Raw genomic sequence first — 22,502 nt, 5'->3', positions numbered from 1 at the left:
AGCGCCGCAAGCTGCCGTCCTTGAGCGAACTCAACAAACGGTCTGTTTCGGAACTGCTGCCACCGTGTCAGGCCGCAATCATGTTGCTCCCGCCTGGAGGCGGGGCGATATTTGCGGTGCCGCACATTGGACCGGCCCAACCGGGAAACGCTCGCAGGCGGGCCAAAACCACGCGCCGCTGAGCGAGCTTTTCCGCAAGCCGCGCGTGCCGGCGGCGTCCCAGACCCCGCGATCTCGTTACGGCCGCTCCGGCGCCCAGGCTGCGGCTGGCTCGGCGGCGCGCCAGGCGTCCATCCGTTCGCGTACCAACTCGACGCGCGCCGCCCGGATCGCCTCCGGGATGCGCTGCGGCTCTTGTGCAAACATGGCGGCGATTACGCCCGCCTTGACCGATTGTGCCGCGGCCAATAGCGCCTCCAGATATGGTGCCTGCGGGAACGGCCGCTGCTCGAAACCAGGGCGACCGCAGTAGTCGCACTCGGCCGCGCGCAGCATGTCGATGAAGCGCTGCGGCTTGCGGAAGGCGTCGCAGCGCTCCAGCAGGTCGAGCACGGTGTCGGCGCGCAACTCCAGTGCGCGCGCGACGTTGCCGTGCTCGCGTGCCGTCATTTGTGCCAGATCCTGGCATTCATTGGGAATTTTCAGGCGCTGGCAAACCGTCTTCACCAGCGCAACGCCGCGCCCTTCGTGGCCGTGGTGGCGTGGCCACTCGGCCGGCGGGGTGGCGCCCTTGCCCAGATCGTGGGTCAGGGCCGCAAAGCGGATCGGCAGCGCATGGTTCATACTGGCGGCGAGGTCGATCACCAGCATCACGTGCACGCCGGTATCGATTTCCGGATGGTGCTGCGGCGGCTGCGGCACGCCCCACAGCGCGTCCAGTTCGGGCAGGATGCGCGCCAGCGCGCCGCAGGCGCGCAGTACCTCAAACATGCGCGACGGCTTGGCTTCCATCAGCCCGCGCGCCAGCTCCTGCCAGACGCGCTCCGGCACCAGCGCGTCGACCTCGCCGGCGGCCACCATCTGTCGCATCAGTTCATTGGTTTCCGGCGCCACCGTGAAGTCGGCAAAGCGCGCGGCGAAACGGGCGATACGCAGGATACGCACCGGGTCTTCGGCGAACGCCGGCGACACGTGGCGCAAGACGCGATCCCGCAGGTCGCGGCGGCCGCCGAACGGGTCGATCAGCGCACCGTCCTCGGACTTGGCGATGGCATTCACGGTCAGGTCGCGCCGGATCAAGTCCTGCTCCAGCGTAACGCCGGGATCGGTGTGGAACACGAAGCCGGAATAGCCGGGCGCGGTCTTGCGCTCGGTGCGCGCCAGCGCGTATTCCTCATGCGTGGCCGGGTGCAGAAATACCGGGAAATCCTTGCCGACCGGGCGAAAGCCGTGCGCGACCATCTGCTCGGGCGTGGCGCCGACCACCACGTAATCGCGATCCTGCACCGGCAAGCCGAGCAGTTCGTCGCGCACCGCGCCGCCGACGGTATAGATCTTCATGCCGCTGCCATCTTCCTGCGCCGCGCTGTGCCGCAAATCAATGACCGCCCGGTTCGTATTTCGGAATCACTTCCGTTTCGGCCAGGGCATCGCGCATCCAGCGCGCCACCGCCGGATGCGCGGCGACGCGATCGGCATAGGCCTGCAGCGCCGGCGCCAGCGACACCGCATAGGTGCGAAAGCGCATCACCACCGGCGCGTAGAAGGCGTCGGCGATCGAGAAATCACCGAATAGGAATTGCCGATGGCCAAAATTCGCCAGGCAGGTTTCCCAGATTTCGCAAATGCGGCCGACATCGGCCTGGGCCGCCGGCGTATGGCCCTGGCCCGGCAGGCTGGCGCGGATATTCATGCCCATCTGGCTGCGCAAATCGGGGAAACCGGAATGCATTTCGGCAGAAATGCTGCGCGCCACCGCACGCGCGGCGGCATCCTGCGGCCACAGCGGCAGGGGCGCGAATTGCTCGGCCAGATATTCGCAGATCGCCAGCGAATCCCACACCGTCAGATTACCGTCGATCAGCGCCGGCACCCGGCCGGAGGCCGAATAAGCGGCAATCCGGGCGGCGGTATCGGGGCGGTCCAGCGTGATCCGGATTTCCTCGAAGGCAATGCCGAACGCGGTCAGTACCAGCCACGGCCGCATTGACCAGGACGAGTAATTCTTGTTGCCGATTACCAGTTTCAGGCCGGTTTCATCGAACGCACGGCGCGGCGTTATGGCTGTTTGGGGGCGCGTCGGCTCCAGTTCAGTGGTTTGCATGCTGCTCCTTGATCTTTGGCTTGGTTTTTTGAATTGGATGCGGAGGAAGGCCGGCGCTATCCGGTCAATGGTGGAATGGCGTTGCGCGGCGCCTGTCCCGACAAATAATACGGCGCCACCGCTTCCAGCGCGACCGGATCGATGCCCAGCACCGGCGCGATCGGCCCGGCGGCAACGTTATCGACCTGCATCGAATCGAGATTGTCGCGGGACATCAGCGGCTCGCCCGGCAGGCATTCCAGCAGCCCTACCTGCAGCCGCGCCAGCGCCGGCGGCAAGCCGATGACCGGGCGCGGATGGCCGGACCAGACGCCGGCCAGCCGCACCAACTCGCGCAGCGTGTACACCTTGGGCCCAGCCAGCTCGTAGGTATGGCCGATGGTGGCGTGGGCGTCCAGCGCGTTGATGAAGGCGCGCGCCACATCTTCCACCCAGACCGGCTGAAAACGGGCGTTGGCAGCACCCAGCGGCATCACCGGAAAGAGTTTCTGCAGACTGGCAAAACGGTTCATGAAATGATCATCCTGCCCGAAGATGACCGAGGGACGGAAAATTGTGCTTGCCAGCGCCGGATTCGACTGCGCCTCCCGTTCGCCGGCCGCCTTCGAGCGCAGGTACATCGAGGGCGCGTCGGCTGCCGCTCCCAGCGCGCTCATATGCAGGTAGCGCGGCACGCCCTGCGCCACGCAGGCGGCGACGATGCGGCGCGGCAGCTCGACATGGGTATGGGCGAAGGCCGGACCGAACGGCGAGCCGGGCTTCGAATGCAGCACGCCGGCCAGATTGATCACGACATCGACGCCGGGCAGCAGCGCCGCCAGCGCATCGTCGCGCCCGACATCGGTCTCGACGATGCTGACCGTCGGCAACGGCAGCAAATGGCGCGCCCGCATGTAGCGCCGGGTCGGCACCACGATGTCGCAGCCGCCGCGCGCCGCCAGTTGCGCCACCAGGTGCGAGCCGACGAAGCCGGAAGCGCCGATCACCAGAATAGTGCGATAAGCCATGTCCAGGTACTCCATCAAAGGCAACCGACCGCATCCCGCCGGGCGATTTGCCGGATCATCTCAAGGCGTGACGGTACCTAGCCGCGCCTTCAGCGATTGCGCGCGATTTTCGAACAGCGCCGCGTACCAGGTGGCGTTCGACAGCACGTTCTTGACGTAACCGCGCGTCTCCGCAAACGGAATCGATTCGGCAAAGATCGCGCCCTCCACCGGTCCCTTCAGGGTCGAGCGCCAGGCGCGCGGCCGGTTCGGACCAGCGTTGTAGGCGGCGGAAGCCAGCGTCTGCGAGCCATCCAGTTGGCCCAGCACCATGTTCAGATAGTTGGTGCCGAGCAGGATATTGGTGTCGATGTCGTTAACCTGGCTCGGGTTGAAGCCATCGAAGCCGATCTTGCGCGCCACCAGCCGCGCGGTGGCCGGCATGATCTGCATCAGGCCGGAGGCGCCGACATGCGAACGCGCATGCATGATGAAGCGCGATTCCTGCCGGATCAGGCCATACACCCAAGCCATGTCGAGTCCGAGCGCCTGCGTGTTGGCCAGCATGACGCTGCGGAACGGGGTCGGAAAGCGCTGCGTGAAATCGACTTCAACCCGGGTGCGGTCGGAGGTGTTCACCATCCGGTCCAGCACATCCTTTTGCCGCGCGAACTCGGCCGCCGCCAGATGCGCGCGCTCGTCCATCTGACGCAATTCCCAGTTCCATTCGCGCACGCCCTCGAAGCGCAAGCCCATGTCGAAGAAACGCAGCGCGCGACGAAATCCCTGGTTCTGCGCCATCGGCGCCACTTCGTCGGCGGAAGGCGGGGTGGCGCGCGGCGGCGGCAGGATCTCGCGCCCCAGTTCTTCGCGCGCCAACTGGCCGTAAAAGCCGGTGCGCTCGGCGATCGCCGCAAAGCGCGCCGCGGCTTGCTCGCCCTTGCCCTCGCTCTGCAGGGCCCGGCCATCCCAGTAGACCCAGCTTGGGTCGTTGCGCAAGGCAGGCGGCATCGCGTCGATCCCGGCCTTGACCAGTTTCCAGTCGCCATCGCGCAAGGCGGAGCGTACCTTCCACTGATAGCCATCTGCCGACAGCGGAGCGTCTTTGGCGCGGCGCCAGTAGTCGCCCGCCTCCGGCGCCAGCTTCAGTGCCGCCTGCAGCGCGATCTGGGCCCAGCCCAACGCCTGATCGGCGCCTCCCAGGCGCGGCGCTTCGGCAGCCAGCGCGGCCGCAGCCTGCTGCGGATCGTTGCGCGCCACGCGTCCAAGCGCAATCAGATACAGTTGATGGGCGACAGCTCCGCGGCCGGCACTTTGCGGAACGCCACGGGCCAGCGTCAGCGCCGGCTTGTCGAAGGCTTCCGCAATCAGCTTGTCGGCGGCTCCGGCCAGCGCCGCAACCCGCTTGCCAATCGCCAGGTAATTCGCCTCCGACGCCAGCCGCACCTGAGCCCAGAGGTCGGACTGGCTGAACTGGCCGTTTTGCGCCAGCGCCGCGATCAGCGCCACGCAGCCTTCGCCATAGTCCTTCGGCGTGTCCAGTAGCGCGCGCGCCGGCTCGGCGACGTTCTGCCCTTTCGCCGCAGCCGACAGCAGCGCATAGCATTTCAGTTGAGTGTCGTCTTGCAGCACAAACAGCGGAAACTGCTCGTCAAAGGTGCTCCAGTTGCGCGCCCTGCCCAGTTCCAGCAGCCAGTCGTTGCGCAGGCGGTCGGCAATCGCGCTACCGTCATAGCGCTGCAGGTAGGCACGAATTTCGCCATCCGGGAAATCTGCAATGCGCGGTTTCAGCCGGTAGTAATCGACGTAGGAAGGAATGTCATAATCCTGCAGGCGCGCCGCCAGCGCTTCCACCTTGTTCAGGTCCTTCTTGCGAGACGCCTCGCGCAGCGCCAGAAAAGCTTCGTCGGCGGCGGAACTGGCGGCGCTTGTCTGAGCCCGGACAAACGGCGCTGTCGCACCAAGCACGGCAACGGCAAGCGTAACGACAACCAGGTAATTCTTGAAAAACATGACTTTCCCGACTTGTTTATCGAATCCGAAGCGATTCAAGGATAGCACGTGATGACGTCCGACAAGGCCGCATCCCCGGCCGCGCTTGCGCCGGCGCAGACCGGGCGCAACGCGCTGCGGCAACAGTTGCTGGCGCAGCGCAACGCGCTCGACCCAAACTTGAAAGAACGCTGGGACCAGGCGATCCGGCAGCACTTGCTGGACTATTTTGCGACGCCACTGCAGGGGCCACCCCTTGCGCCGCTGGGCGTGTATTGGCCGATGCGCGGCGAACCCGACCTGCGGCCAGCCTACGCGGCGCTGGCGGCGCGCGGGATGCAACTGGCCCTGCCGGTGGTGGTCGAACGTGCAGCGCCGCTCCGCTTCGCAAAATGGACGCCGGACACGCCGCTGGTGGCCGGCACTTTCGGGGCACTGGTTCCTGCCGAGCCGGCGTGGCTCAAACCGTCAACGCTGCTGGTGCCGTGCCTGGGCTTCAATTCCGCACGCATGCGGCTTGGCTATGGCGGCGGTTTTTACGACCGCACGCTGGCCGCTGCGCCGCGTCCGGCCACGATCGGCATCGCCTATGACTGTCTGCATGCCGAATTCGAGGCGGAGCCGCATGACGTCGCACTCGATTGCATCCTGACTGAGAGCGTTTGCCGCTAAAAAAGCTAGGCCGAATGCAGTTGCAGCCGCTGCACGATTGCCTCGGTCGACACCGCCTGATTCAGCGAATAGAAATGCAAGCCCGGCGCACCGCCGGCCAGCAGCCGCTCGCACAGCGCGGTCGTGACATCCAGGCCGAAGGCGCGGATCGACGCCACATCGTCGCCGAAACTCATCAGCTTCAGGCGGATCCAGCGCGGGATCTCGGCGCCGCACATTTCGGAAAAGCGCAGCAGTTGCGAGCAGTTGGTGATCGGCATCACGCCGGCCACGATCGGCACCGTGACACCGGCCTTGCCGGCATCGTCGACAAAGCGGAAATAGGCGTCGGCGTTGTAGAAATACTGCGTGATCGCGGCGTCGGCGCCAGCCTTGATCTTGCGCGCGAAATGCTGCACATCGTCCTGCGGCGACTTCGCCTGCGGATGGGTCTCCGGATAGGCACCGACGTGGATCTGGAACCAGTCGCCGGTTTCGGCGCGGATGAATTCGACCAGTTCATTCGCGTAACGGAATGCGCCGGACGACAATTCGAGCGCGCCGAAACCGCTCGGCAAGTCGCCGCGCAAGGCCACCAGCCGGTGGATGCCGGCCTCCCGGTACTGCGCCAGGATCGCGCGCAGGGTGTCGCGCGAGCTGCCCATGCAGGACAGGTGCGGCGCGGCATCGTGCCCTTCGCGCCCGATCTCGAGCACGGTATCGAGCGTGCCCTGCTGGGTCGAGCCGCCGGCGCCGAAGGTGACCGAAAAATATCTCGGACTCAACTGCGCCAGGCGGGCTCGGACGACGCGCAGCTTTTCCGCGCCTTCCGCCGTTTTCGGCGGGAAAAATTCAATGCTGAAATCGGCCGCAGTCATGTGATTCTCATGATTTGATTTTCATTAGCAATGCGGACAGCGCCCACGAGATGATGCTGTACAGCAGCGCGCCGCCGACCGCCGACCAGAAGCCGGCCACATGGAAACCACCCACCAGTTGCGCCACCACCCAGAACATCAGGCCGTTGATGATGAAGATAAACAGGCCCAGCGTCAGCACCGTGACCGGCAGCGTCAGCAGCACCAGCACCGGCCGCACCAGCGTATTCACCAGCCCCAGCACCAGGGCTGCCACCAGCGCCGTCCACAGGCTGTCGACCTGCACCGAGTGCATCAGGTAGGGCACCGCCAGCAGCGCCAGCGCGTTCACGATCCAGACGATGAGCAAAGGCATGATTTTTCCTCGTTCGTTGTCAGACGCCATCCGGCGCGGGCACTGCCAGATCAGGTGCATGGCCCGCGCTGGACAATGTTAGCGCCGATCAATAACGGTAATGCTCGGCTTTGTACGGACCTGCCTGCGCCACGCCGATGTACGCAGCCTGCTCGGCAGTCAGTTCGGTCAACTGCGCGTTCAGCTTTTTCAACTGCAGGCGCGCCACCTTCTCGTCCAGATGCTTCGGCAGCGTATATACGCCGACCGGATAGGCTTGGGTATTCGTAAATAGCTCGATCTGGGCGATGGTCTGGTTGGCAAAGGACGAGCTCATCACATACGACGGATGGCCGGTGCCACAACCCAGGTTCACCAACCGGCCTTCGGCCAGCAGGATGATCCGTTTGCCGTCGGGGAAAATCACGTGGTCGACCTGCGGCTTGATGTTTTCCCAGGTGTACTGTTTCAAAGCCGCGACTTCGATTTCATTGTCGAAGTGGCCGATGTTGCAGACGATCGCCTGGTCCTTCATCTGCTGCATGTGGGCATGCGTGATCACGTGGTAGTTGCCGGTGCAGGTGACGAAGATGTCCCCGTGTGCGGCCGCATAATCCATCGTCACCACGCGATAGCCTTCCATCGCCGCCTGCAGCGCGCAGATCGGATCGATCTCGGTGACCCATACCTGCGCCGACAGCGCACGCAAGGCTTGCGCCGATCCCTTGCCGACGTCGCCATAGCCGGCCACCACCGCCACCTTGCCGGCGATCATGACGTCGGTGGCGCGCTTGATGCCGTCCACCAGCGACTCGCGGCAACCGTACAGATTGTCGAACTTGGACTTCGTGACCGAGTCGTTAACGTTGATCGCCGGGAACGCCAGCTTGCCTTCCTTGTGCATCTGGTACAGGCGGTGCACGCCGGTGGTGGTTTCCTCGGTCACGCCCTTGATTTGCGCCAGGCGGGTCGAATACCAGTTGGGCGATTCGGCCAGCTTCTTCTTGATCGAATTAAACAGGCAGACCGCTTCTTCCGAATCCGGGTTGGCCAGCACGCCGAGGTCTTTTTCGGCGCGGGTGCCGAGATGCAGCAGCAGCGTCGCATCGCCACCGTCGTCGAGGATCATGTTGGCCTGCTGGCCCGGCCAGTCGAAGATGCGGTGCGTGTAATCCCAGTATTCGTCCAGCGATTCACCCTTGACCGCGAACACCGGCGTGCCGTTGGCGGCAATCGCGGCGGCGGCGTGATCCTGGGTCGAATAGATGTTGCAGGAAGCCCAGCGCACCTCGGCGCCCAGCGCTTCCAGCGTCTGGATCAGCACCGCGGTCTGGATCGTCATGTGCAGCGAACCGGCAACCCGCGCGCCCTTCAGCGGCTGGCTGGCGGCGAATTCCTCGCGGATCGCCATCAGGCCCGGCATTTCGGTTTCGGCGATGCGGATTTCCTTGCGACCCCAATCAGCCAGATTGAGATCGGCGACGAGAAAATCGGAGGAAGTATGGGATACAGCGGATTTCGACGGGGTTGCTATAGCGGCGCTCATCACGCGCTCCTTTCCATGAGAAAAAAGTGACGTGAGCGCCGTTGCGGTGAGATTCCAAGCCTGACACGATCCGTTAAAACCGTGCTGCAACGCTCCTTGGAGGGGATGGATTATAGCGCAGATATTTGACATCGATCTTGCCTGGGCAAATACCGCACTCCCGAAATATCAGCGGAAAACGGCAGGCAATATTCTTGCCGGCAATCGGGATCATCAATACACTTTAGCGCTCGTCCACCGGCCAACCCAAGGTAAAGAAGAGATTTCATGCGCGCACCCACCCAATTGGCACGATTCATCGATTTCGGAAAACTGTCCGGCGCACTAATACTCGCGCTTGCGGTCGCCGCCTGCGGCGGCGGCTCTTCCAGTCCGGCGCCGGTTGATCCGCCGCCGGCTGCCGGCACGTTGCTGATTTCGGAAATCGCAACCAATTTTCACTCCGATGCCGTCGCCTGGTTCGAGGTATACAACCCGAATGGGAGCGCAGTCGCACTGGCGGATTACACGTTGAAAAGTGGCTGGATCGATCCGACCAGCGGCGCCGGGAGCACCGAGCCGGTCGGCTTCGGCTTGCCAACCATCGACGTGCCGGCCAAAGGCTATCTGGTGATCGCCGCCGGCGTGCACGACAAGCTGGAAAACAACGCCCAAATCGTCTATGTAAAAAACGGCAACCGGGTGCCGTTCTGGAACGCCAACGGTTCGGTGGAACTGCTGAAGGGCGGCCAGACCACCGATTTCGTCCGCTTCGGCACTTCCAATGCGGCGCCGCAGACCGCCTCACACTGGAGCGGCGCGGCGGTACCGGCACTGCCCTCGGGCGCGAATGAATACAGCAAGGCCATCGTGCGCCTGGCATCCGGCGGCATGGCCGACACCAACAGCGCGGCCGACTGGAAGCTGGTGAATTTCGCGACACCGGCCGGCCCCAACGACATCGCCCCCGGCGTCGTCGACTCCGACGGCGACGGCATCCCCGACAGCGCCAAGGTCGCCGGCAGCACCTATGGCGGACTGGACCTGTACGCGATGGGCGCGCGCCCCGGCCGGCGCGACCTGTTCGTCGAAATCGATTACATGGGCGGCGCCGACCCGGCGCTGACGCCGCGCCAGGAAGCACTGCAAAAAATGGTCGACGCGTTCCAGAAGCAGAATATCGCGCTGCACCTGGATACCGGCCCGCTGTACAGCGCCGCGTTCGACCCGGCGGGCTTCAACCTCGGCGGCGGCAACGCGATTGCATTCGCCAAATGCATCGAGCTGGTTACGGACAGCGCTGAAGCGACGCCGGGCTGCACCTCGTTCTACAGCTACAAGAATTCCAATTTCGACGTGCGCCGCAAGCTGGCCTTCCATTACGCCCTGTTCGCCAATTCGCGCAACGTTGATGGCTCGGCCGGCTCCTCGGGCGTCGCCAAGGTCTTCGGCAACGACCTGGTGGTGACGCTGGGCGGCTACGGCTTCAACACCGCCTCCAGCGCAAGCCTGAACTGGCTGATCAACGTGCAGGCGGGAACCTTGATGCACGAATTCGGCCACAACCTTGGGCTTCAGCATGGCGGCGACGAAGACGTCAACAACAAGCCGAACTATTACAGCATCATGAACTACCTGTATCAGTGGGCCGGCCTGAGCAAGACGCCCGACACCATCAACGCCGCCGAACGCTACTACCTGGAGCGCGGCTGGAAGGGCAAGACCAACTGCAACCTGGTCGAGAATTCGCCCTGCACCGACCAGTTCTACATGGATTATTCCGATGGCAGCAGCGCTGCACTGGACGAAACCAAACTGTCGGAAGCGCTCAACATCGGCCGCGACAGCGTCGGTGGCGGCTATGCCGACTGGAACAACGACAACGTGCTGACGTCGGGATTGTTGTCGCTCGACCTCAACGGTGACGGAAACAAAACCATCCTGAAAGACTACAACGATTGGGCCAATCTGCAACTTCCGTTCGCGCGCACCTTTTACGGCAGCACCTCGGGCCGGCCGCTGGCACAAAAAACGCCGCGGCCGCGCTTCGATCCGATGGCCGAACGCGCCGAGCGACTGGTGGTCGAGGCGCCGCTGCCGGCCGCGCTGCAAAACGAATTGCGCAAACTGCGGCCGGTGCACTGAGATGGCGACGCAACTACCGCGAGTTCTGGCGCGCTGCCTGCTGGCCGCCGGCATGCTGTGCGCCGGTGGTGCCCAGGCGCTGCGCATCGATGGCCTGAAGCCGATGGAAGCGCTGACGGCCGCGCCCGCCAGCGCGGTGGTGCGCGACGGCCACCTTGAACTCACGCTGACCGATGGCAATACGCTTGGCGTTGCCGACTGGCCGGCCTTTTTGCCGCAGCGCTTCGGCCCGCAGCGGGTGGATGCCAGCCGCCGTCTGCATCCGACCGGACCGACCGACCAGTTGAGCCTGACCCGCACTGGCGAAAACCAGCCGTGGCTGATCGTCGGCAGCGGCGCGCGGCGCGGAGCAACCCTGATCGGTGCATGGCAGTTGCGGCTGACCGGCCGCCTATGGAGCATTTCCGACGGCGTCACGGAAAAGGCGCTCGGCATCGATGCGCAGCAAGCGACTCCGGTGCGGGTCTCCGTAGAGCGGCAGGACTGGTGCATCTATTTGCTGCAGACGCGGCTGCCGCAGCCACGCCCCGGCCTCGCGCTGGAAGACGAGCCGCAAATTTCCTGGGCCGGATGGCGGCTGCAGAAGAACCGGAAGCACTGCCCGCCCATCCGCTGAGGGATGCCGGCTGGCATTTTTCCGATAAACAACGGAGTATGTTACAAATTAGACCGCCTTACGCCCGGAATGGCATGCAATCGGTCGGAGTATGCGATTCCAACGCGACGCTCAGAACACCCCACACGCACCTCCAGCGCGCTGCAAACAACAAAAAAGTGCGCCGCAGCGCGCTTTTTCAGCTCCACACTTGGAATTCAGAATCCGGCCGCGGCCTTCAGTGCCGCCGCGCGATCGGTGCGCTCCCAGGTGAACTCCGGTTCTTCCCTGCCGAAGTGGCCGTAGGCGGCAGTCTTCGCATAGATCGGCCGCAGCAGGTCGAGCATCTGCACGATGCCTTTCGGCCGCAGGTCGAAATGTTCCTGCACCAGTTGCGCCAGCTTTTCGTCGCTGATCTTGCCGGTGCCGAAGGTGGTCACCATCACCGAGGTCGGGCGCGAGACGCCGATCGCGTACGAGACCTGGATCTGGCAGCGCTCGGCCAGGCCGGCGGCGACGATGTTCTTCGCCACGTAGCGTCCGGCATAGGCGGCCGAACGATCGACCTTGGAGGCGTCCTTGCCGGAGAAGGCGCCACCGCCGTGTGGCGCCGCGCCACCGTAGGTATCGACGATGATCTTGCGTCCGGTCAGGCCGCAATCGCCCTGCGGACCGCCGATCACGAAGCGCCCGGTCGGGTTGACCAGGTAGCGCGTGTTTTGCAGCCATTCGGCCGGCACCACCGGCTTGATGATCAGTTCGATCACCGCTTCTTCGATCTGGCTATGCTTGACGTCCGGCGCATGCTGGGTTGACAGCACGATGGTGTCGATCGCCACCGGGCGGCCGTCGACGTATTTCAGCGTCACTTGCGATTTGGCGTCCGGGCGCAGCCACGGCAGGCGACCGTCCTTGCGTAGCTGCGACTGCCGTTCGACGATGCGGTGCGCGTAATGGATCGCGGCCGGCATCAGCTCCGGTGTTTCGTCGCAGGCGTAGCCGAACATCAGGCCCTGGTCGCCGGCGCCCTGGTCGAGATCGACGCCCTCGCCTTCATTGACGCCCTGCGCTATGTCCGGCGATTGCTTGTCATAGGCCACCAGCACCGCGCAGCTCTTGTAGTCGATGCCGTAATCGGCATTGTCGTAGCCGATGCGCTTCAAGGTGTCGCGCGCGATCTGAATGTAGTCGAGGTTGGCGTTGGCGGTGATTTCACCAGCCAGCACCACCAGACCGGTGTTGCACAAGGTTTCGGCGGCGACGCGGGCACGCGGGTCCTGTTCCAGCGCGGCATCCAGGATGGCGTCGGAAATCTGGTCGGCAACTTTATCGGGGTGGCCTTCGGAGACGGATTCCGAAGTGAAGAGGTATTCGTGGGTCATTTACGTCAGGCTCCTGTTTCTATTGGTGACCATGTCGCGGCCAAAAACTGAAACTGAGCCTGCGACGCTTTAGCGATTTTTCGGCGACGCTGCTGCTGTCGCCGACCGCCTCGCAAGTTGTCTATTAAACTTGGCGGTTATTACACTGTGCTATTTTACGCCTTCTAAAAAATTTTTGGCGCATGCCGCTGATTGACCTTGATCAATGCTGGTTCTCCTGTTCCGCCTGTTGTCCAGGCTGCCATTGTCCGTGCTGCACGCGCTGGGGAGCGCGCTCGGCTGGCTGGTATACCTACTGTCCCCGACTTACCGCCGCCGCCTGAGGGGCAATCTGGAAAGCGCCGGCTTCGGCGCGCTCCTGCCTGACGCCATCGCCGAAGCCGGCAAGAGCATCGCCGAACTGCCGTTCATCTGGTGCGCGCCGCCAGAGCGGGTGTTGCGCAGCGTGACGATGGTCAACTGGGAGCTGGTGCAGGCGGCACTGGATGCGCGCTCCGGCGTGATCTTCCTGACGCCGCATCTTGGCTGCTTCGAAGTCAGCGCCCAGGCGACCGCAGTACATACGCGCCTGACGGTGATGTACCGGCCGCCGCGCAAGGCGGCGTTGAAGCCGCTGATGGAAGATGCGCGCGCGCGCGGCAACCTGTTCCTGGCACCGGCCAACCTGGGCGGCGTGCGGCTGCTGCTGAAGGCGCTGAAACGCAACGAGACGGTCGGCGTCTTGCCGGACCAGGTGCCGCAAGAGGGGGAAGGCGTGTGGGCCGATTTCTTCGGCCGCCCGGCCTACACCATGACGCTGCCGGCCAAGCTGCAGCAACTCTCGGGCGCGCCAATCATCCTGGTGTATGCCGAGCGGCGGCCGCACGGCCAGGGCTATCGGCTGCATTTCGTCGAATGCGGACAACTGCCAGCCGGCACCCCGCAGCAACAGGCGCGCGCGATCAACGCCGCGATGGAGGCGCTGATCGCGCGCTGCCCGGCGCAATACCTGTGGAGCTACCAGCGCCACAAGGCGCCGCCCGGCGTGCCCGCACCCACGGCGCCCGCCGACGGACAGGAGCCGGCGTGAGACTGCTGCTGGGCTTGCTGTGGCTACTGCACTGGCTGCCGTTGCCGCTCCTGGGCCGGCTGGGCGAAGCGATCGGTGCGCTGCTGTTTGTGCTGGTGCGTTCGCGCCGCCATATTGCGCTGACCAATCTGCGCCTGTGCCTGCCGGAACTATCGGAAGCCGAGCGGCGTGCAGTCGCGCGCCAGCATTTCCAGGATTACGCGCGTGCCGTCCTCGAGCGCGGCATCCTGTGGTGGGCGCCGCCGGCGCGCTTGCAGCGGCTGATCCAGATCGAACCGGCGGCGCCGCTGGAATTGATCGGCGCCGGCCCGCTGATCTTCCTGTGCCCGCATTTTGTCTGCCTCGACGTCGCCGCGTCCGCGCTGGCGCAAATCGGCCCCGGCTGTTCGATCTACACCCGCCAGAAGAGCCGCGTATTCGATCGCGCCTTGCTGCGCGGGCGCACGCGCTTCCATCCGATCCAGGTGTTTTCCCGCGACCAGGGCATCAAGCCGATCCTGCGCGCGATGCGCGACAATCTGCCGTTCATGATGCTGCCGGACATGGATTTCGGCAGCAGGGATGCCGCATTCGTCCCTTTCTTCGGGGTGCCGGCGGCGACCCTGACCGCACCGGCGCGCATTGCCGGCCTGACCGGCGCCACCGTGGTGCCGGTAGTAGCCACCTTCCTACCGGACTATCGCGGCTGGAAAGTCGCGTTCTATCCACCCTGGCAGGATTATCCGGGTAGCGACGTGCTGGCCGCGACGCGCCGCATGAACGCCTTCATCGAGGAGCGCGTGCGCGAAACTCCGGCCGAATATTTCTGGACCCACAAGCGCTTCAAGACGCGTCCGCCAGGCACGGCCGATGTCTACCATCCGCCAAAACCCCTTGCTTGAGCGCCACCGGAAGCGTGCCGCTCGCGGTCTATAATGCCGGCATGAAGCTCAAATTCACCAAGATGCATGGCGCTGGCAACGACTTCGTGGTGATCGACGCCATTCGCCAGCAGGTCGAGCTGACGCCCGAGCAATGCCGGCGGCTGGCCGATCGCCGCTTCGGCATCGGCGCCGACCAGATTCTGGTGGTCGAGGCGGCGCCGGCGGAACTGGCCGATGTCGATTTCCGCTACCGCATCTACAACGCCGATGGCGGCGAGGTCGAACAATGCGGCAATGGCGCCCGCGCCTTCGCCCGCTTCGTCGCCGAGCATGGCTTGTCGACCAAGCGCACGATCCGCGTCGCCACGCTGGGCGGCGTGATCGCGCCGACGCTGGAAGACGGCGAGCGCGTCACGGTCGACATGGGCGTGCCGCTGCTGGAAGCAGCACAGGTGCCGTTCGATGTCGCCGGCTTGCAGGCGCAACAGGAGGGCGACGCCACGCTGTGGCCGTTGGAACTGGGCGCCGGCCATGCAATCGTCTGGATCTCGGTAGTTTCGATGGGTAATCCGCACGCGGTGCAGATCGTGCCCGAGGTCGAGAGTGCACCGGTGGCCGCCGACGGACCGTTGATCGAACGCCACCCACGCTTTCCGCAACGGGTCAATGCCGGCTTCATGCAGATACTCGAACCGCACGCGATCAGGCTGCGCGTGTTCGAGCGCGGCGCCGGCGAAACCCTGGCCTGCGGCACCGGCGCCTGCGCCGCGGTGGTGGCCGGTATCCTGCTTGGGCGGCTGTGCTCGCCGGTGGCGGTCGCCACGCGCGGCGGCCAGTTGTCGATCGCCTGGGACGGCCCGGGCAGCGCGGTGCGCATGACCGGGCCGGCGGTCACGGTATTCGAAGGCGAAATTTCCCTTTAGACTCCACCTCTTTAATCTCCAGACGAGTAAGCGATGAGCCCGATGCACAGTTTGAATTCCGACGATGTCGCGCACTACCTGGCGGAAAATCCGCATTTTTTCGAAGAACACGCGGAACTCCTGTCCGGCGTGCGCCTGACCAGCCCGGTGCTGGGGCGCGCGGTGTCGCTGCAGGAAAGACAGATGGAAGTGCTGCGCGAAAAAATCCGCACACAGGAACTGCATCTGGCCGAATTGCTGCGCGTGGCGCAAGACAACGACGCCATCGGCGTGCGCTTCCAGGACTGGACCCGGGCCTTGCTGCAGGCGCGCAACGACGTCGATTTGCCGCATGTGCTGACCTCCGGCCTGCAATCGATCTTCTCGGTGCCGCACGCCACGCTGCGCCTGTGGAACGTGGCGCCGGCCTTTGCCCATACCTGGTTCGCCGCGCCGGTGTCGGAGGATGCGCGGATTTTTTCGAACAGCCTGGATGCGCCGTTCTGCGGCCCGAATCATGACTTCGAAGTCTGTGCCTGGCTGGAGGACGCCAGCCCGGTACAGTCGGTCGCGCTGCTGCCACTGCGAAGCGAGGGTGGCAGCGGCGAAACCTTCGGCCTGCTGCTGCTCGGCTCGCCCGATCCGGCGCGTTTCGGCAGCAACATGGCGACCGATTTCCTGAGCCGCATCGGCATCACCGCCAGCGCCGCGCTGGCCTGCCTGCTCGACTGAATCGGGCCACCGATGGCGGCGCCGGCACAACGCGACTGGATACGCGACTACCTCGCCTTCCTGACCAGCCAGCGCCAACTGGCCGCGCATACCGTCGGCAATTACGGGCGTGACCTGAGACAGTTGCAGCAACTGGCACAAGACAGCCAGGCAGACTGGGAACTGGCTGGCCTGAATCATTTCGACATCCGCAAGTTCGCCGCGCAATTGCACGCACGCGGTCTTTCCGCGCGCTCAATCGCGCGCAAGCTGTCGGCCTGGCGCGGCTTTTTCGACTGGCTGGCACAACAGGTGGAACTGGCCTCGAATCCGGTTGCCGGCGTCAAGCCGCCCAAGCGCGCCCGGCCGCTGCCGAAAGCGCTGGCGGTCGATGACGCGGTACGCCTGGTGTCGCGCCCCAATCCGCTGCGCGCTGACGGTTCGGCGGCGCAAGCCTGCGATCAGGCGATGTTCGAACTGCTGTATTCAAGCGGCCTGCGGGTGTCGGAACTGGTCGGCCTCGACTTGCGCTATAGGCGGACGGCGCAGCGCGTCTCCGCCGGCTGGATCGATTTCGAGGCCGGCGAAGTGGCGGTGACCGGCAAGGGCAGCAAGCAGCGCCGGGTACCGGTCGGCCGCGCCGCGCTGGACGCGGTGCAGCGCTGGCTGGCGTTGCGCCCGGCCCTGGCCAGAGAGGACGAGGACGACGCCCGCTGTGCGCTATTTCTGAACGCGCGCGGCAGGCGCGTCTCGGCGCGCGTGGTGCAACTGCGGCTGAAGGCACAGGCGCGCGCCATCGGCCTGACCAGCTCCGTCCATCCGCACGTGCTGCGCCATTCGTTCGCCTCGCATGTGCTGCAATCGTCCGGCGACCTGCGCGCGGTCCAGGAAATGCTGGGCCATGCCTCGATTGCTTCGACCCAGATCTATACGGCGCTCGATTTCCAGCGGCTGGCCGAGGTATACGACGCCGCCCATCCGCGCGCGCGGAAAAAGCCCGACGCCGGCACATAGGCGGCGCCGGCCGCGCCCTGCCCCGGAATCGACAACGACCTTATACCGGATAGAGTATTTTTGGATCCGCCAATATACTTTGCGGAAAATAGCCATTTTTGACCATACTCCCGCATTGTGGTAAGTTCTCAAGAAGCTGGCACGAGTCCCTTGCAATCCGCCGCCGGCCGCCCCATGTATGCAACTGGATTGCATGCATGGGGCATAATCAATCGATACCGATTCCCCGACAGGCGATGAACACCCGAGCACAGACCCGTTTGCAGCAAGACGGCACAAGCCGCGCGCCGGCACTGCCGCCGGCGCAGGCCGAGGCGCAACTGCGCGCGGCCGCCGTGCGCGTGACCGCAGCCCGGATCAAGGTCCTGGCGGCGCTGCTGGACGCACCGAGCGCGGTGTCGCACCAGGATTTGCAGGCGCGCTTGAGCGAACTGGACCGGGTCACGCTGTATCGCGCGCTGGATTGCCTCACCGATTCCGGGCTGGCGCACAAGATCGCCGGCGACGACCGCATATTCCGCTACAGCGCCGGCACCGAGCACGGCGCCCGCGACTGGCCGCATGCGCAGCACCCGCACGGCCATTTCAAGTGCACCCGCTGCGCCCGCGTGTTTTGCCTGGACGACGACAACGGCCCCGCGGCACCGCAGCCTGGCTTGAGCCTGCGCGAAGCCGGCGCCCAGGCCGCGTTGCAGCGGCAATTGCAAGACGTCGTGCGCCAGACGCTGGGCGACGGCTTTCAAAGCCACGATATCGAACTGACCATCAAGGGCTGGTGCGCCGATTGCGCCCAGTAACCACTAACCAACCAAGACGCCATGGCTCTGATTCCCACCACCATCCTGACCGGCTTTCTCGGCGCCGGCAAAACCACGCTACTGAACCGCGTCCTGCAGGAGCAGCACGGCCACAAGATCGCCGTCATCGAAAACGAATTCGGCGCCGAAAACATCGACAATGAAATCCTGGTGCAGGACCAGGGCGAGCAGATCGTCGAGATGAACAACGGCTGCATCTGCTGCACCGTGCGCGGCGACCTGATCCTGGCGCTGTCGGCGCTGGCGCAAAAGCGCGCGGCCGGCGAACTGGCATTCGAGCGCGTGATCATCGAAACCACCGGTCTCGCCAACCCGGGGCCGGTGGCGCAAACCTTTTTCATGGATGACGAAGTCGCGTCGCAATTCCGGCTGGACGCGATCATCACCGTGGTCGATGCGCGGCATGCGATGCAGCAACTGGATCAACACGAGGAAGCGCAGCGCCAGGTGGGGTTTGCCGATCGCATCCTGCTGTCCAAGACCGATCTGGTCGGCGCCGATGAAGTGCAGGCCCTCTGCGCGCGCCTCACGCACATCAATCCGCGCGCGCCGATCGAGCGCGCCGATTTCGGGCGCGCGCCACTGACGGCGATTCTCGACGTTCACGGCTTCAACCTGAACGACAAGCTGGAAATCGACCCCGACTTCCTGGCGGCGGAAGAACCGCACGTGCATGACGAACATTGCGGGCACGACCACGCGCACGAGCATGGGCACGGCCCTGCCGGCCACGGCCATACCGATGACATCGCCGCCTTCGTCTTCAAGAGCGCGCGCCCGTTCGATCCGGCGCGGTTGGATGATTTCCTCGGCAGCATCGTCCAGGTGTACGGTCCGCGCATGCTGCGCTACAAGGGCGTGCTGCTGATGGAGGGCGCCGACCGCAAGGTGGTGTTCCAGGGCGTGCACCAGATGATGGGCAGCGATATCGGCAACAAGTGGGGCGAGCAGGAGGAACGCGGCAGCAAAATGGTGTTCATCGGCAAGAACCTGCCGCAAGATATCTTTATTCAGGGACTCGAGCAGTGTTTGGTATAAACTACCGTGGTTTAAATTAAGGGGCCGAAGGCGGGGAACGGCAAAATCACAAACGGACGGCTGAACATCGTGCACGGTCCGACCGGAATGGCGGTTCGGACAGATTCTTGAGGATAAGGGAATCATGAACACAACCGTTACAAAAATCACGAAAAAAAGTGCGGTCGCCAAACCATCGAGCAAGGCAGCGCGCGGATCCGCCTCGGCAGCCCGCCCGGGCCGCAAACCGGCCACCCCCGCGACACTGAAGTCGGCAGCCGGAAAGCTGGTAAAGTCCCTGGTGCAGGCACTCAAGCCGAGCGCCAAGGCGACCGCGAAACCGGCGGCAAAGAACCTTCCCATCGCCCCTGCCAAGGCGCCAAAACCGGCAGCCAAAACGGGCAGTAGGGCGACAATCAAGCCCGCCCAGAAAACGCCGGCCGAGCCCGCTCCCAGACAGCGGGCTGCGGCCGCCACCCCCACCAGCACGGTCAAGGCCGTAACGCCTGCCGCAGGAACGGCCGGCAGCAAGCAGCCAGCAACGCGCAACGGAGCACAACCTGCCACCGGCGCCAAGCGCAAACCCGCCGCGCAAGCGGCATCCCAGACGCCCCGACCCGGCGTAGCTCTGCGCAACAACAAGGCAGCCGCCGGGATAACGGATAAAATTGAACCAATCGTTGTATCGAGAGCAAGCGAAGTGACCACGAAAACTACCAAACCGACCTCTGCCGTCCCGACCGACGGCACCCTGCTGACCGAAGCGCAAATCCTGAAGATGAGCGACAAGGACTACATGAACGCGGCGCAGCGTGCCTTCTTCAAGGCGCGTCTGCAGCAACTGGAAAAGGACCTGCTGAAAAACGCCGGCGAAACTACCGAACACCTGCGGGAGACGGTGCTGGTTCCGGACCCCGCCGATCGCGCCACCATCGAAGAAGAACACGCGCTGGAATTGCGCACGCGCGACCGCGAACGCAAGCTGTTGAAAAAGGTCCAGCAGTCGATTGCCAGCATCGACTCCGGCGATTACGGCTGGTGCGAGGAAACCGGCGAGCCGATCGGCGTGCCGCGCTTGCTGGCGCGCCCGACCGCGACGCTGTCGCTGGAAGCGCAGCAGCGGCGTGAGCTGAAGCAGAAACTGTACGGCGACTGAAGTCAGCCGGGCTCCGGCATGTCGGATGCCGGCATCTTCCGTCGTTGGGAAAGCTGCCGCGCGTGGCACCTGTCACGCCGCCCGGCTTGCCAGCGGGCTGGTGGCAAGCCGTTATGTGATACCGCTGAACGCCGCGCCGGCGTTCAATCATGCTGACCAGGATCAGGAGCACCGTGGGGATTTTTTCGCATTTCAGGAAAAAAGATCGGCAACCGCTGCCCGCTGAAGACAGGCCCTCTTCAAACGGCAAGCGGACTGGCGACACCCCGGAGCCGCTGTCCGACCCCTCCACCATCCAGCGCGACATCGCCCGCGCCACCGCGTTGAAGATCGATGCGATCGAATCCGAGATGACGCTGGAATTCGTGACCACCACCCAGCTCGGCAACGCCGGCAATACCGTGGCGCCGATCCTCGACCAAGGCCCGGCAGCGGGCAAGAAAACCGGGGGCGATACCCGCAAGCTGCCGGAAGCCGAAGCCGCCATACCACTGGTCTGTGAGCCGGCGACGGCTGCGGCCAAAGTGGCGCCCTCCATCGCCGCCGCGGCCAGCGCCAAACCCGCGCCCGAGTTGCCGAGCGCGCCGGCGCTGGAGGAAGCGGCAATCCTGTTCGCCAACGGCCAGACCGCAGTAGCGCAGCAAATCCTCGAGGAAGCGATACGCGACGACACGCTGGGCGCGGCGACGGCGCTTGCGTGGAGCATGCTGTTCGACCTGCACCAGGTGACCGGGCAGCGCGAGCAATTCGATGCGCTGTCGATCGCCTATGCCGGCAAATTCGAAACTTCACCGCCAGCCTGGCTGGATGCGCCGGCCCTAACCATGGCACCCGGTTCCGAGAGCGGCCGGCCGGCCGCGACGCCGAGCGTGGCCTTTTCCGGCGTGCTGGATGCGCAAAGCACGAAGCAACTGGCGCGAGCCCAGAAACTGGCCGAGAGCCACGCGCTGCTGCGCCTGGAATTTTCCCGCGTCACTGCGGTCGATCCAGTCGGCTGCGGACTGCTGCTGCGGGTGCTGAAGCGACTGCAGAAATCCGGCCTGGAACTGGTTCTGGTCGGCGCGCCGGAGCTGGCCAACAAGATCCGCGCGATCCTGACGGTCGGGCGGCGCGACGAAACCGAGGCACCATGGCTGCTGCTGCTGGAAATCCTGCAACTGCTGAACCGCGAGCAGGAATTCGAGGAAACCAGCATCGATTACTGCGTGACCTTCGAAGTCTCGCCGCCGCCCTTCATCACACCCCAGACCCGGGTCAGCACCGCGCCGGAAGAAATCCCGGCCGAAACGGACGCCGACGCCTTCCTGATGCCGCTGGTGATCGAGGGCGATACCCAGCAGTTGGCGAGGACGATTGCCGACTACGTCGAGCAGCATCAGCCGGCGATACTCGATTGCCGGCAACTGGCGCGGGTCGATTTCAGTGCCGCCGGACAACTGCTGGGCGACCTCGCGGCGCTAGCCGGCAGGTCGATCGAATTACACAACGTCAACCATCTGGTCCTCGCCCTGCTGCAGACACTCGGCCTGCATCGCAGTGTGCCGATCTTCCCGCACAAGAATTGAGCGCCCGGCGCGGCTGCATCTTGCAATCAACGCCGCCGCCCCCATCCTTTCCAAAGGTCATCGGCGCTCGGCCGAACCGGTTCATTTTCAGAGGAAAACATGGAACAATTTCACGGCACCACCATCCTCTCGGTGCGGCGCGGCAACCAGGTTGCGCTCGGCGGTGACGGCCAGGTAACACTGGGCAACGTCGTCATGAAAGGCACCGCGCGCAAGGTGCGCAAGCTGCACCACGGCAAGGTGCTGGTGGGTTTTGCCGGCGGTACCGCCGACGCCTTCACGCTGCTCGACCTGTTCGAGGCCAAGCTGGAAAAGCACCAGGGCAACCTGATGCGGGCCTCGGTCGAACTGGCCAAGGACTGGCGCACCGACCGCATGCTGCGGCGGCTGGAAGCGATGCTGCTGGCGGCCGATCGCGATACCACGCTGATCATCACCGGCAACGGCGACGTGCTGGAGCCGAACGACGGCATCGGCGCCATCGGCTCCGGCGGCACTTTTGCGCAATCGGCGGCCAAGGCGCTGCAGGACAACACCGACCTGGCGCCGGAAGAGATCGTCAAGAAATCGCTGACTATCGCCGGCGAACTGTGCATCTACACCAACCTGTCGCACATCATCGAAACGCTGGACTAG

At 64.7% G+C, this 22,502-nt stretch carries 21 protein-coding genes and 1 riboswitch; of the genes, 13 read left to right on the top strand and 8 right to left on the bottom strand.

Annotation, left to right across the window (positions count from 1 at the left end; all coding sequences use genetic code 11):
* Positions 1 to 237: 237 nt before the first annotated feature.
* Genes ACK2VC_RS11295 through ACK2VC_RS11280 form a run of 4 tightly spaced genes read right to left on the bottom strand, consistent with a single transcriptional unit; the run spans position 238 to position 5,262 of the window.
* The gene (locus tag ACK2VC_RS11295) at positions 238 to 1,500 is read right to left on the bottom strand and encodes a multifunctional CCA addition/repair protein (protein WP_486730451.1); all 1,263 of its coding nucleotides are present in this window, start codon (positions 1,498 to 1,500) and stop codon (positions 238 to 240) included.
* Positions 1,501 to 1,537: 37 nt separating this feature from the next.
* Positions 1,538 to 2,263, bottom strand: coding sequence for a glutathione S-transferase family protein (locus ACK2VC_RS11290; RefSeq protein ID WP_486730450.1), 726 nt, complete (start codon positions 2,261 to 2,263; stop codon positions 1,538 to 1,540).
* A gap of 56 nt (positions 2,264 to 2,319) precedes the next feature.
* Positions 2,320 to 3,270: a complex I NDUFA9 subunit family protein gene (locus ACK2VC_RS11285; RefSeq protein ID WP_486730449.1), complete on the bottom strand. Its 951-nt coding sequence runs from the start codon at positions 3,268 to 3,270 to the stop codon at positions 2,320 to 2,322.
* A 60-nt stretch (positions 3,271 to 3,330) separates the two neighbouring features.
* Positions 3,331 to 5,262 carry a lytic transglycosylase domain-containing protein gene (locus ACK2VC_RS11280; protein ID WP_486730448.1) on the bottom strand — a complete coding sequence of 644 codons (1,932 nt, stop codon included), beginning with the start codon at positions 5,260 to 5,262 and terminating at the stop codon, positions 3,331 to 3,333.
* Positions 5,263 to 5,313: 51 nt separating this feature from the next.
* Here ACK2VC_RS11280 and ACK2VC_RS11275 point away from each other — a divergent pair, with 51 nt between their 5' ends.
* Positions 5,314 to 5,913, top strand: a complete 600-nt coding sequence (locus ACK2VC_RS11275) for a 5-formyltetrahydrofolate cyclo-ligase (protein WP_486730447.1) — start codon at positions 5,314 to 5,316, stop codon at positions 5,911 to 5,913.
* A gap of 5 nt (positions 5,914 to 5,918) precedes the next feature.
* On the opposite strand, the gene metF is transcribed toward ACK2VC_RS11275, so the two are convergent.
* The 3 genes from metF to ahcY form a co-directional block, all read right to left on the bottom strand.
* Entirely contained in the window at positions 5,919 to 6,770 is an 852-nt protein-coding gene (metF, locus tag ACK2VC_RS11270; RefSeq protein ID WP_486730446.1) for a methylenetetrahydrofolate reductase [NAD(P)H], read from the bottom strand.
* A 7-nt stretch (positions 6,771 to 6,777) separates the two neighbouring features.
* The gene (locus tag ACK2VC_RS11265; protein WP_486730445.1) at positions 6,778 to 7,125 is read right to left on the bottom strand and encodes a phage holin family protein; all 348 of its coding nucleotides are present in this window, start codon (positions 7,123 to 7,125) and stop codon (positions 6,778 to 6,780) included.
* A gap of 88 nt (positions 7,126 to 7,213) precedes the next feature.
* A complete protein-coding gene (gene ahcY, locus ACK2VC_RS11260) occupies positions 7,214 to 8,650 on the bottom strand; it encodes an adenosylhomocysteinase (protein ID WP_486730444.1) in 1,437 nt (478 codons plus the stop codon).
* A 26-nt stretch (positions 8,651 to 8,676) separates the two neighbouring features.
* A riboswitch (S-adenosyl-L-homocysteine riboswitch) is annotated at positions 8,677 to 8,754 on the bottom strand.
* A 163-nt stretch (positions 8,755 to 8,917) separates the two neighbouring features.
* On the opposite strand from ahcY, the gene ACK2VC_RS11255 reads away from it, so the two are divergent.
* Both ACK2VC_RS11255 and ACK2VC_RS11250 read left to right on the top strand, forming a co-directional pair.
* Complete coding sequence (locus ACK2VC_RS11255) at positions 8,918 to 10,774, top strand: lamin tail domain-containing protein (RefSeq protein WP_486730443.1); 1,857 nt, start codon at positions 8,918 to 8,920, stop codon at positions 10,772 to 10,774.
* A 1-nt stretch (position 10,775) separates the two neighbouring features.
* Entirely contained in the window at positions 10,776 to 11,390 is a 615-nt protein-coding gene (locus ACK2VC_RS11250; RefSeq protein WP_486730442.1) for a hypothetical protein, read from the top strand.
* A 197-nt stretch (positions 11,391 to 11,587) separates the two neighbouring features.
* On the opposite strand, the gene metK is transcribed toward ACK2VC_RS11250, so the two are convergent.
* Positions 11,588 to 12,751 (bottom strand): methionine adenosyltransferase, encoded by a 1,164-nt coding sequence (metK, locus tag ACK2VC_RS11245; RefSeq protein ID WP_486730441.1) that lies wholly within the window; start codon positions 12,749 to 12,751, stop codon positions 11,588 to 11,590.
* 205 nt (positions 12,752 to 12,956) lie between these two features.
* Here metK and ACK2VC_RS11240 point away from each other — a divergent pair, with 205 nt between their 5' ends.
* The 10 genes from ACK2VC_RS11240 to hslV all read left to right on the top strand — a co-directional run bounded on the left by ACK2VC_RS11240 (position 12,957) and on the right by hslV (position 22,502).
* Complete coding sequence (locus ACK2VC_RS11240; protein WP_486730440.1) at positions 12,957 to 13,820, top strand: lysophospholipid acyltransferase family protein; 864 nt, start codon at positions 12,957 to 12,959, stop codon at positions 13,818 to 13,820.
* A complete protein-coding gene (locus tag ACK2VC_RS11235; protein ID WP_486730439.1) occupies positions 13,817 to 14,701 on the top strand; it encodes an LpxL/LpxP family acyltransferase in 885 nt (294 codons plus the stop codon). The genes ACK2VC_RS11240 and ACK2VC_RS11235 overlap by 4 nt, the downstream gene beginning before the upstream one ends.
* A 41-nt stretch (positions 14,702 to 14,742) precedes the next feature.
* A complete protein-coding gene (gene dapF / locus ACK2VC_RS11230; protein ID WP_486730438.1) occupies positions 14,743 to 15,606 on the top strand; it encodes a diaminopimelate epimerase in 864 nt (287 codons plus the stop codon).
* Positions 15,607 to 15,648: 42 nt separating this feature from the next.
* Entirely contained in the window at positions 15,649 to 16,317 is a 669-nt protein-coding gene (locus tag ACK2VC_RS11225) for a DUF484 family protein (RefSeq protein ID WP_486733221.1), read from the top strand.
* A gap of 12 nt (positions 16,318 to 16,329) precedes the next feature.
* Positions 16,330 to 17,310 (top strand): tyrosine recombinase XerC, encoded by a 981-nt coding sequence (xerC, locus tag ACK2VC_RS11220; RefSeq protein ID WP_486730437.1) that lies wholly within the window; start codon positions 16,330 to 16,332, stop codon positions 17,308 to 17,310.
* Positions 17,311 to 17,546: 236 nt separating this feature from the next.
* Positions 17,547 to 18,107 (top strand): Fur family transcriptional regulator, encoded by a 561-nt coding sequence (locus tag ACK2VC_RS11215; RefSeq protein ID WP_486730436.1) that lies wholly within the window; start codon positions 17,547 to 17,549, stop codon positions 18,105 to 18,107.
* 21 nt (positions 18,108 to 18,128) lie between these two features.
* Entirely contained in the window at positions 18,129 to 19,166 is a 1,038-nt protein-coding gene (locus ACK2VC_RS11210) for a CobW family GTP-binding protein (protein WP_486730435.1), read from the top strand.
* Positions 19,167 to 19,845: 679 nt separating this feature from the next.
* The gene (dksA, locus tag ACK2VC_RS11205; protein ID WP_486730434.1) at positions 19,846 to 20,301 is read left to right on the top strand and encodes an RNA polymerase-binding protein DksA; all 456 of its coding nucleotides are present in this window, start codon (positions 19,846 to 19,848) and stop codon (positions 20,299 to 20,301) included.
* A gap of 149 nt (positions 20,302 to 20,450) precedes the next feature.
* On the top strand, positions 20,451 to 21,866 hold the full coding sequence (locus tag ACK2VC_RS11200) for an STAS domain-containing protein (RefSeq protein WP_486730433.1): 1,416 nt from the start codon (positions 20,451 to 20,453) through the stop codon (positions 21,864 to 21,866).
* A 99-nt stretch (positions 21,867 to 21,965) separates the two neighbouring features.
* Positions 21,966 to 22,502 (top strand): ATP-dependent protease subunit HslV, encoded by a 537-nt coding sequence (hslV, locus tag ACK2VC_RS11195; protein WP_486730432.1) that lies wholly within the window; start codon positions 21,966 to 21,968, stop codon positions 22,500 to 22,502.

It is taken from the genome of Herbaspirillum sp. WTB6, assembly GCF_057457785.1.
This window is presented reverse-complemented; position numbering and strand designations above follow the sequence as displayed.

Excerpts from the sequence above, each read along its gene's own strand:
- ACK2VC_RS11295 (WP_486730451.1), bottom strand. The coding sequence starts at position 1,500 with ATGAAGATCTATACCGTCGGCGGCGCGGTGCGCGACGAACTGCTCGGC.
- ACK2VC_RS11290 (WP_486730450.1), bottom strand. The coding sequence starts at position 2,263 with ATGCAAACCACTGAACTGGAGCCGACGCGCCCCCAAACAGCCATAACG.
- ACK2VC_RS11285 (WP_486730449.1), bottom strand. The coding sequence starts at position 3,270 with ATGGCTTATCGCACTATTCTGGTGATCGGCGCTTCCGGCTTCGTCGGC.
- ACK2VC_RS11280 (WP_486730448.1), bottom strand. The coding sequence starts at position 5,262 with ATGTTTTTCAAGAATTACCTGGTTGTCGTTACGCTTGCCGTTGCCGTG.
- ACK2VC_RS11275 (WP_486730447.1), top strand. The coding sequence starts at position 5,314 with ATGACGTCCGACAAGGCCGCATCCCCGGCCGCGCTTGCGCCGGCGCAG.
- metF (WP_486730446.1), bottom strand. The coding sequence starts at position 6,770 with ATGACTGCGGCCGATTTCAGCATTGAATTTTTCCCGCCGAAAACGGCG.
- ACK2VC_RS11265 (WP_486730445.1), bottom strand. The coding sequence starts at position 7,125 with ATGCCTTTGCTCATCGTCTGGATCGTGAACGCGCTGGCGCTGCTGGCG.
- ahcY (WP_486730444.1), bottom strand. The coding sequence starts at position 8,650 with ATGAGCGCCGCTATAGCAACCCCGTCGAAATCCGCTGTATCCCATACT.
- ACK2VC_RS11255 (WP_486730443.1), top strand. The coding sequence starts at position 8,918 with ATGCGCGCACCCACCCAATTGGCACGATTCATCGATTTCGGAAAACTG.
- ACK2VC_RS11250 (WP_486730442.1), top strand. The coding sequence starts at position 10,776 with ATGGCGACGCAACTACCGCGAGTTCTGGCGCGCTGCCTGCTGGCCGCC.
- metK (WP_486730441.1), bottom strand. The coding sequence starts at position 12,751 with ATGACCCACGAATACCTCTTCACTTCGGAATCCGTCTCCGAAGGCCAC.
- ACK2VC_RS11240 (WP_486730440.1), top strand. The coding sequence starts at position 12,957 with ATGCTGGTTCTCCTGTTCCGCCTGTTGTCCAGGCTGCCATTGTCCGTG.
- dapF (WP_486730438.1), top strand. The coding sequence starts at position 14,743 with ATGAAGCTCAAATTCACCAAGATGCATGGCGCTGGCAACGACTTCGTG.
- ACK2VC_RS11225 (WP_486733221.1), top strand. The coding sequence starts at position 15,649 with ATGCACAGTTTGAATTCCGACGATGTCGCGCACTACCTGGCGGAAAAT.
- xerC (WP_486730437.1), top strand. The coding sequence starts at position 16,330 with ATGGCGGCGCCGGCACAACGCGACTGGATACGCGACTACCTCGCCTTC.
- ACK2VC_RS11215 (WP_486730436.1), top strand. The coding sequence starts at position 17,547 with ATGAACACCCGAGCACAGACCCGTTTGCAGCAAGACGGCACAAGCCGC.
- ACK2VC_RS11210 (WP_486730435.1), top strand. The coding sequence starts at position 18,129 with ATGGCTCTGATTCCCACCACCATCCTGACCGGCTTTCTCGGCGCCGGC.
- ACK2VC_RS11200 (WP_486730433.1), top strand. The coding sequence starts at position 20,451 with ATGCTGACCAGGATCAGGAGCACCGTGGGGATTTTTTCGCATTTCAGG.
- hslV (WP_486730432.1), top strand. The coding sequence starts at position 21,966 with ATGGAACAATTTCACGGCACCACCATCCTCTCGGTGCGGCGCGGCAAC.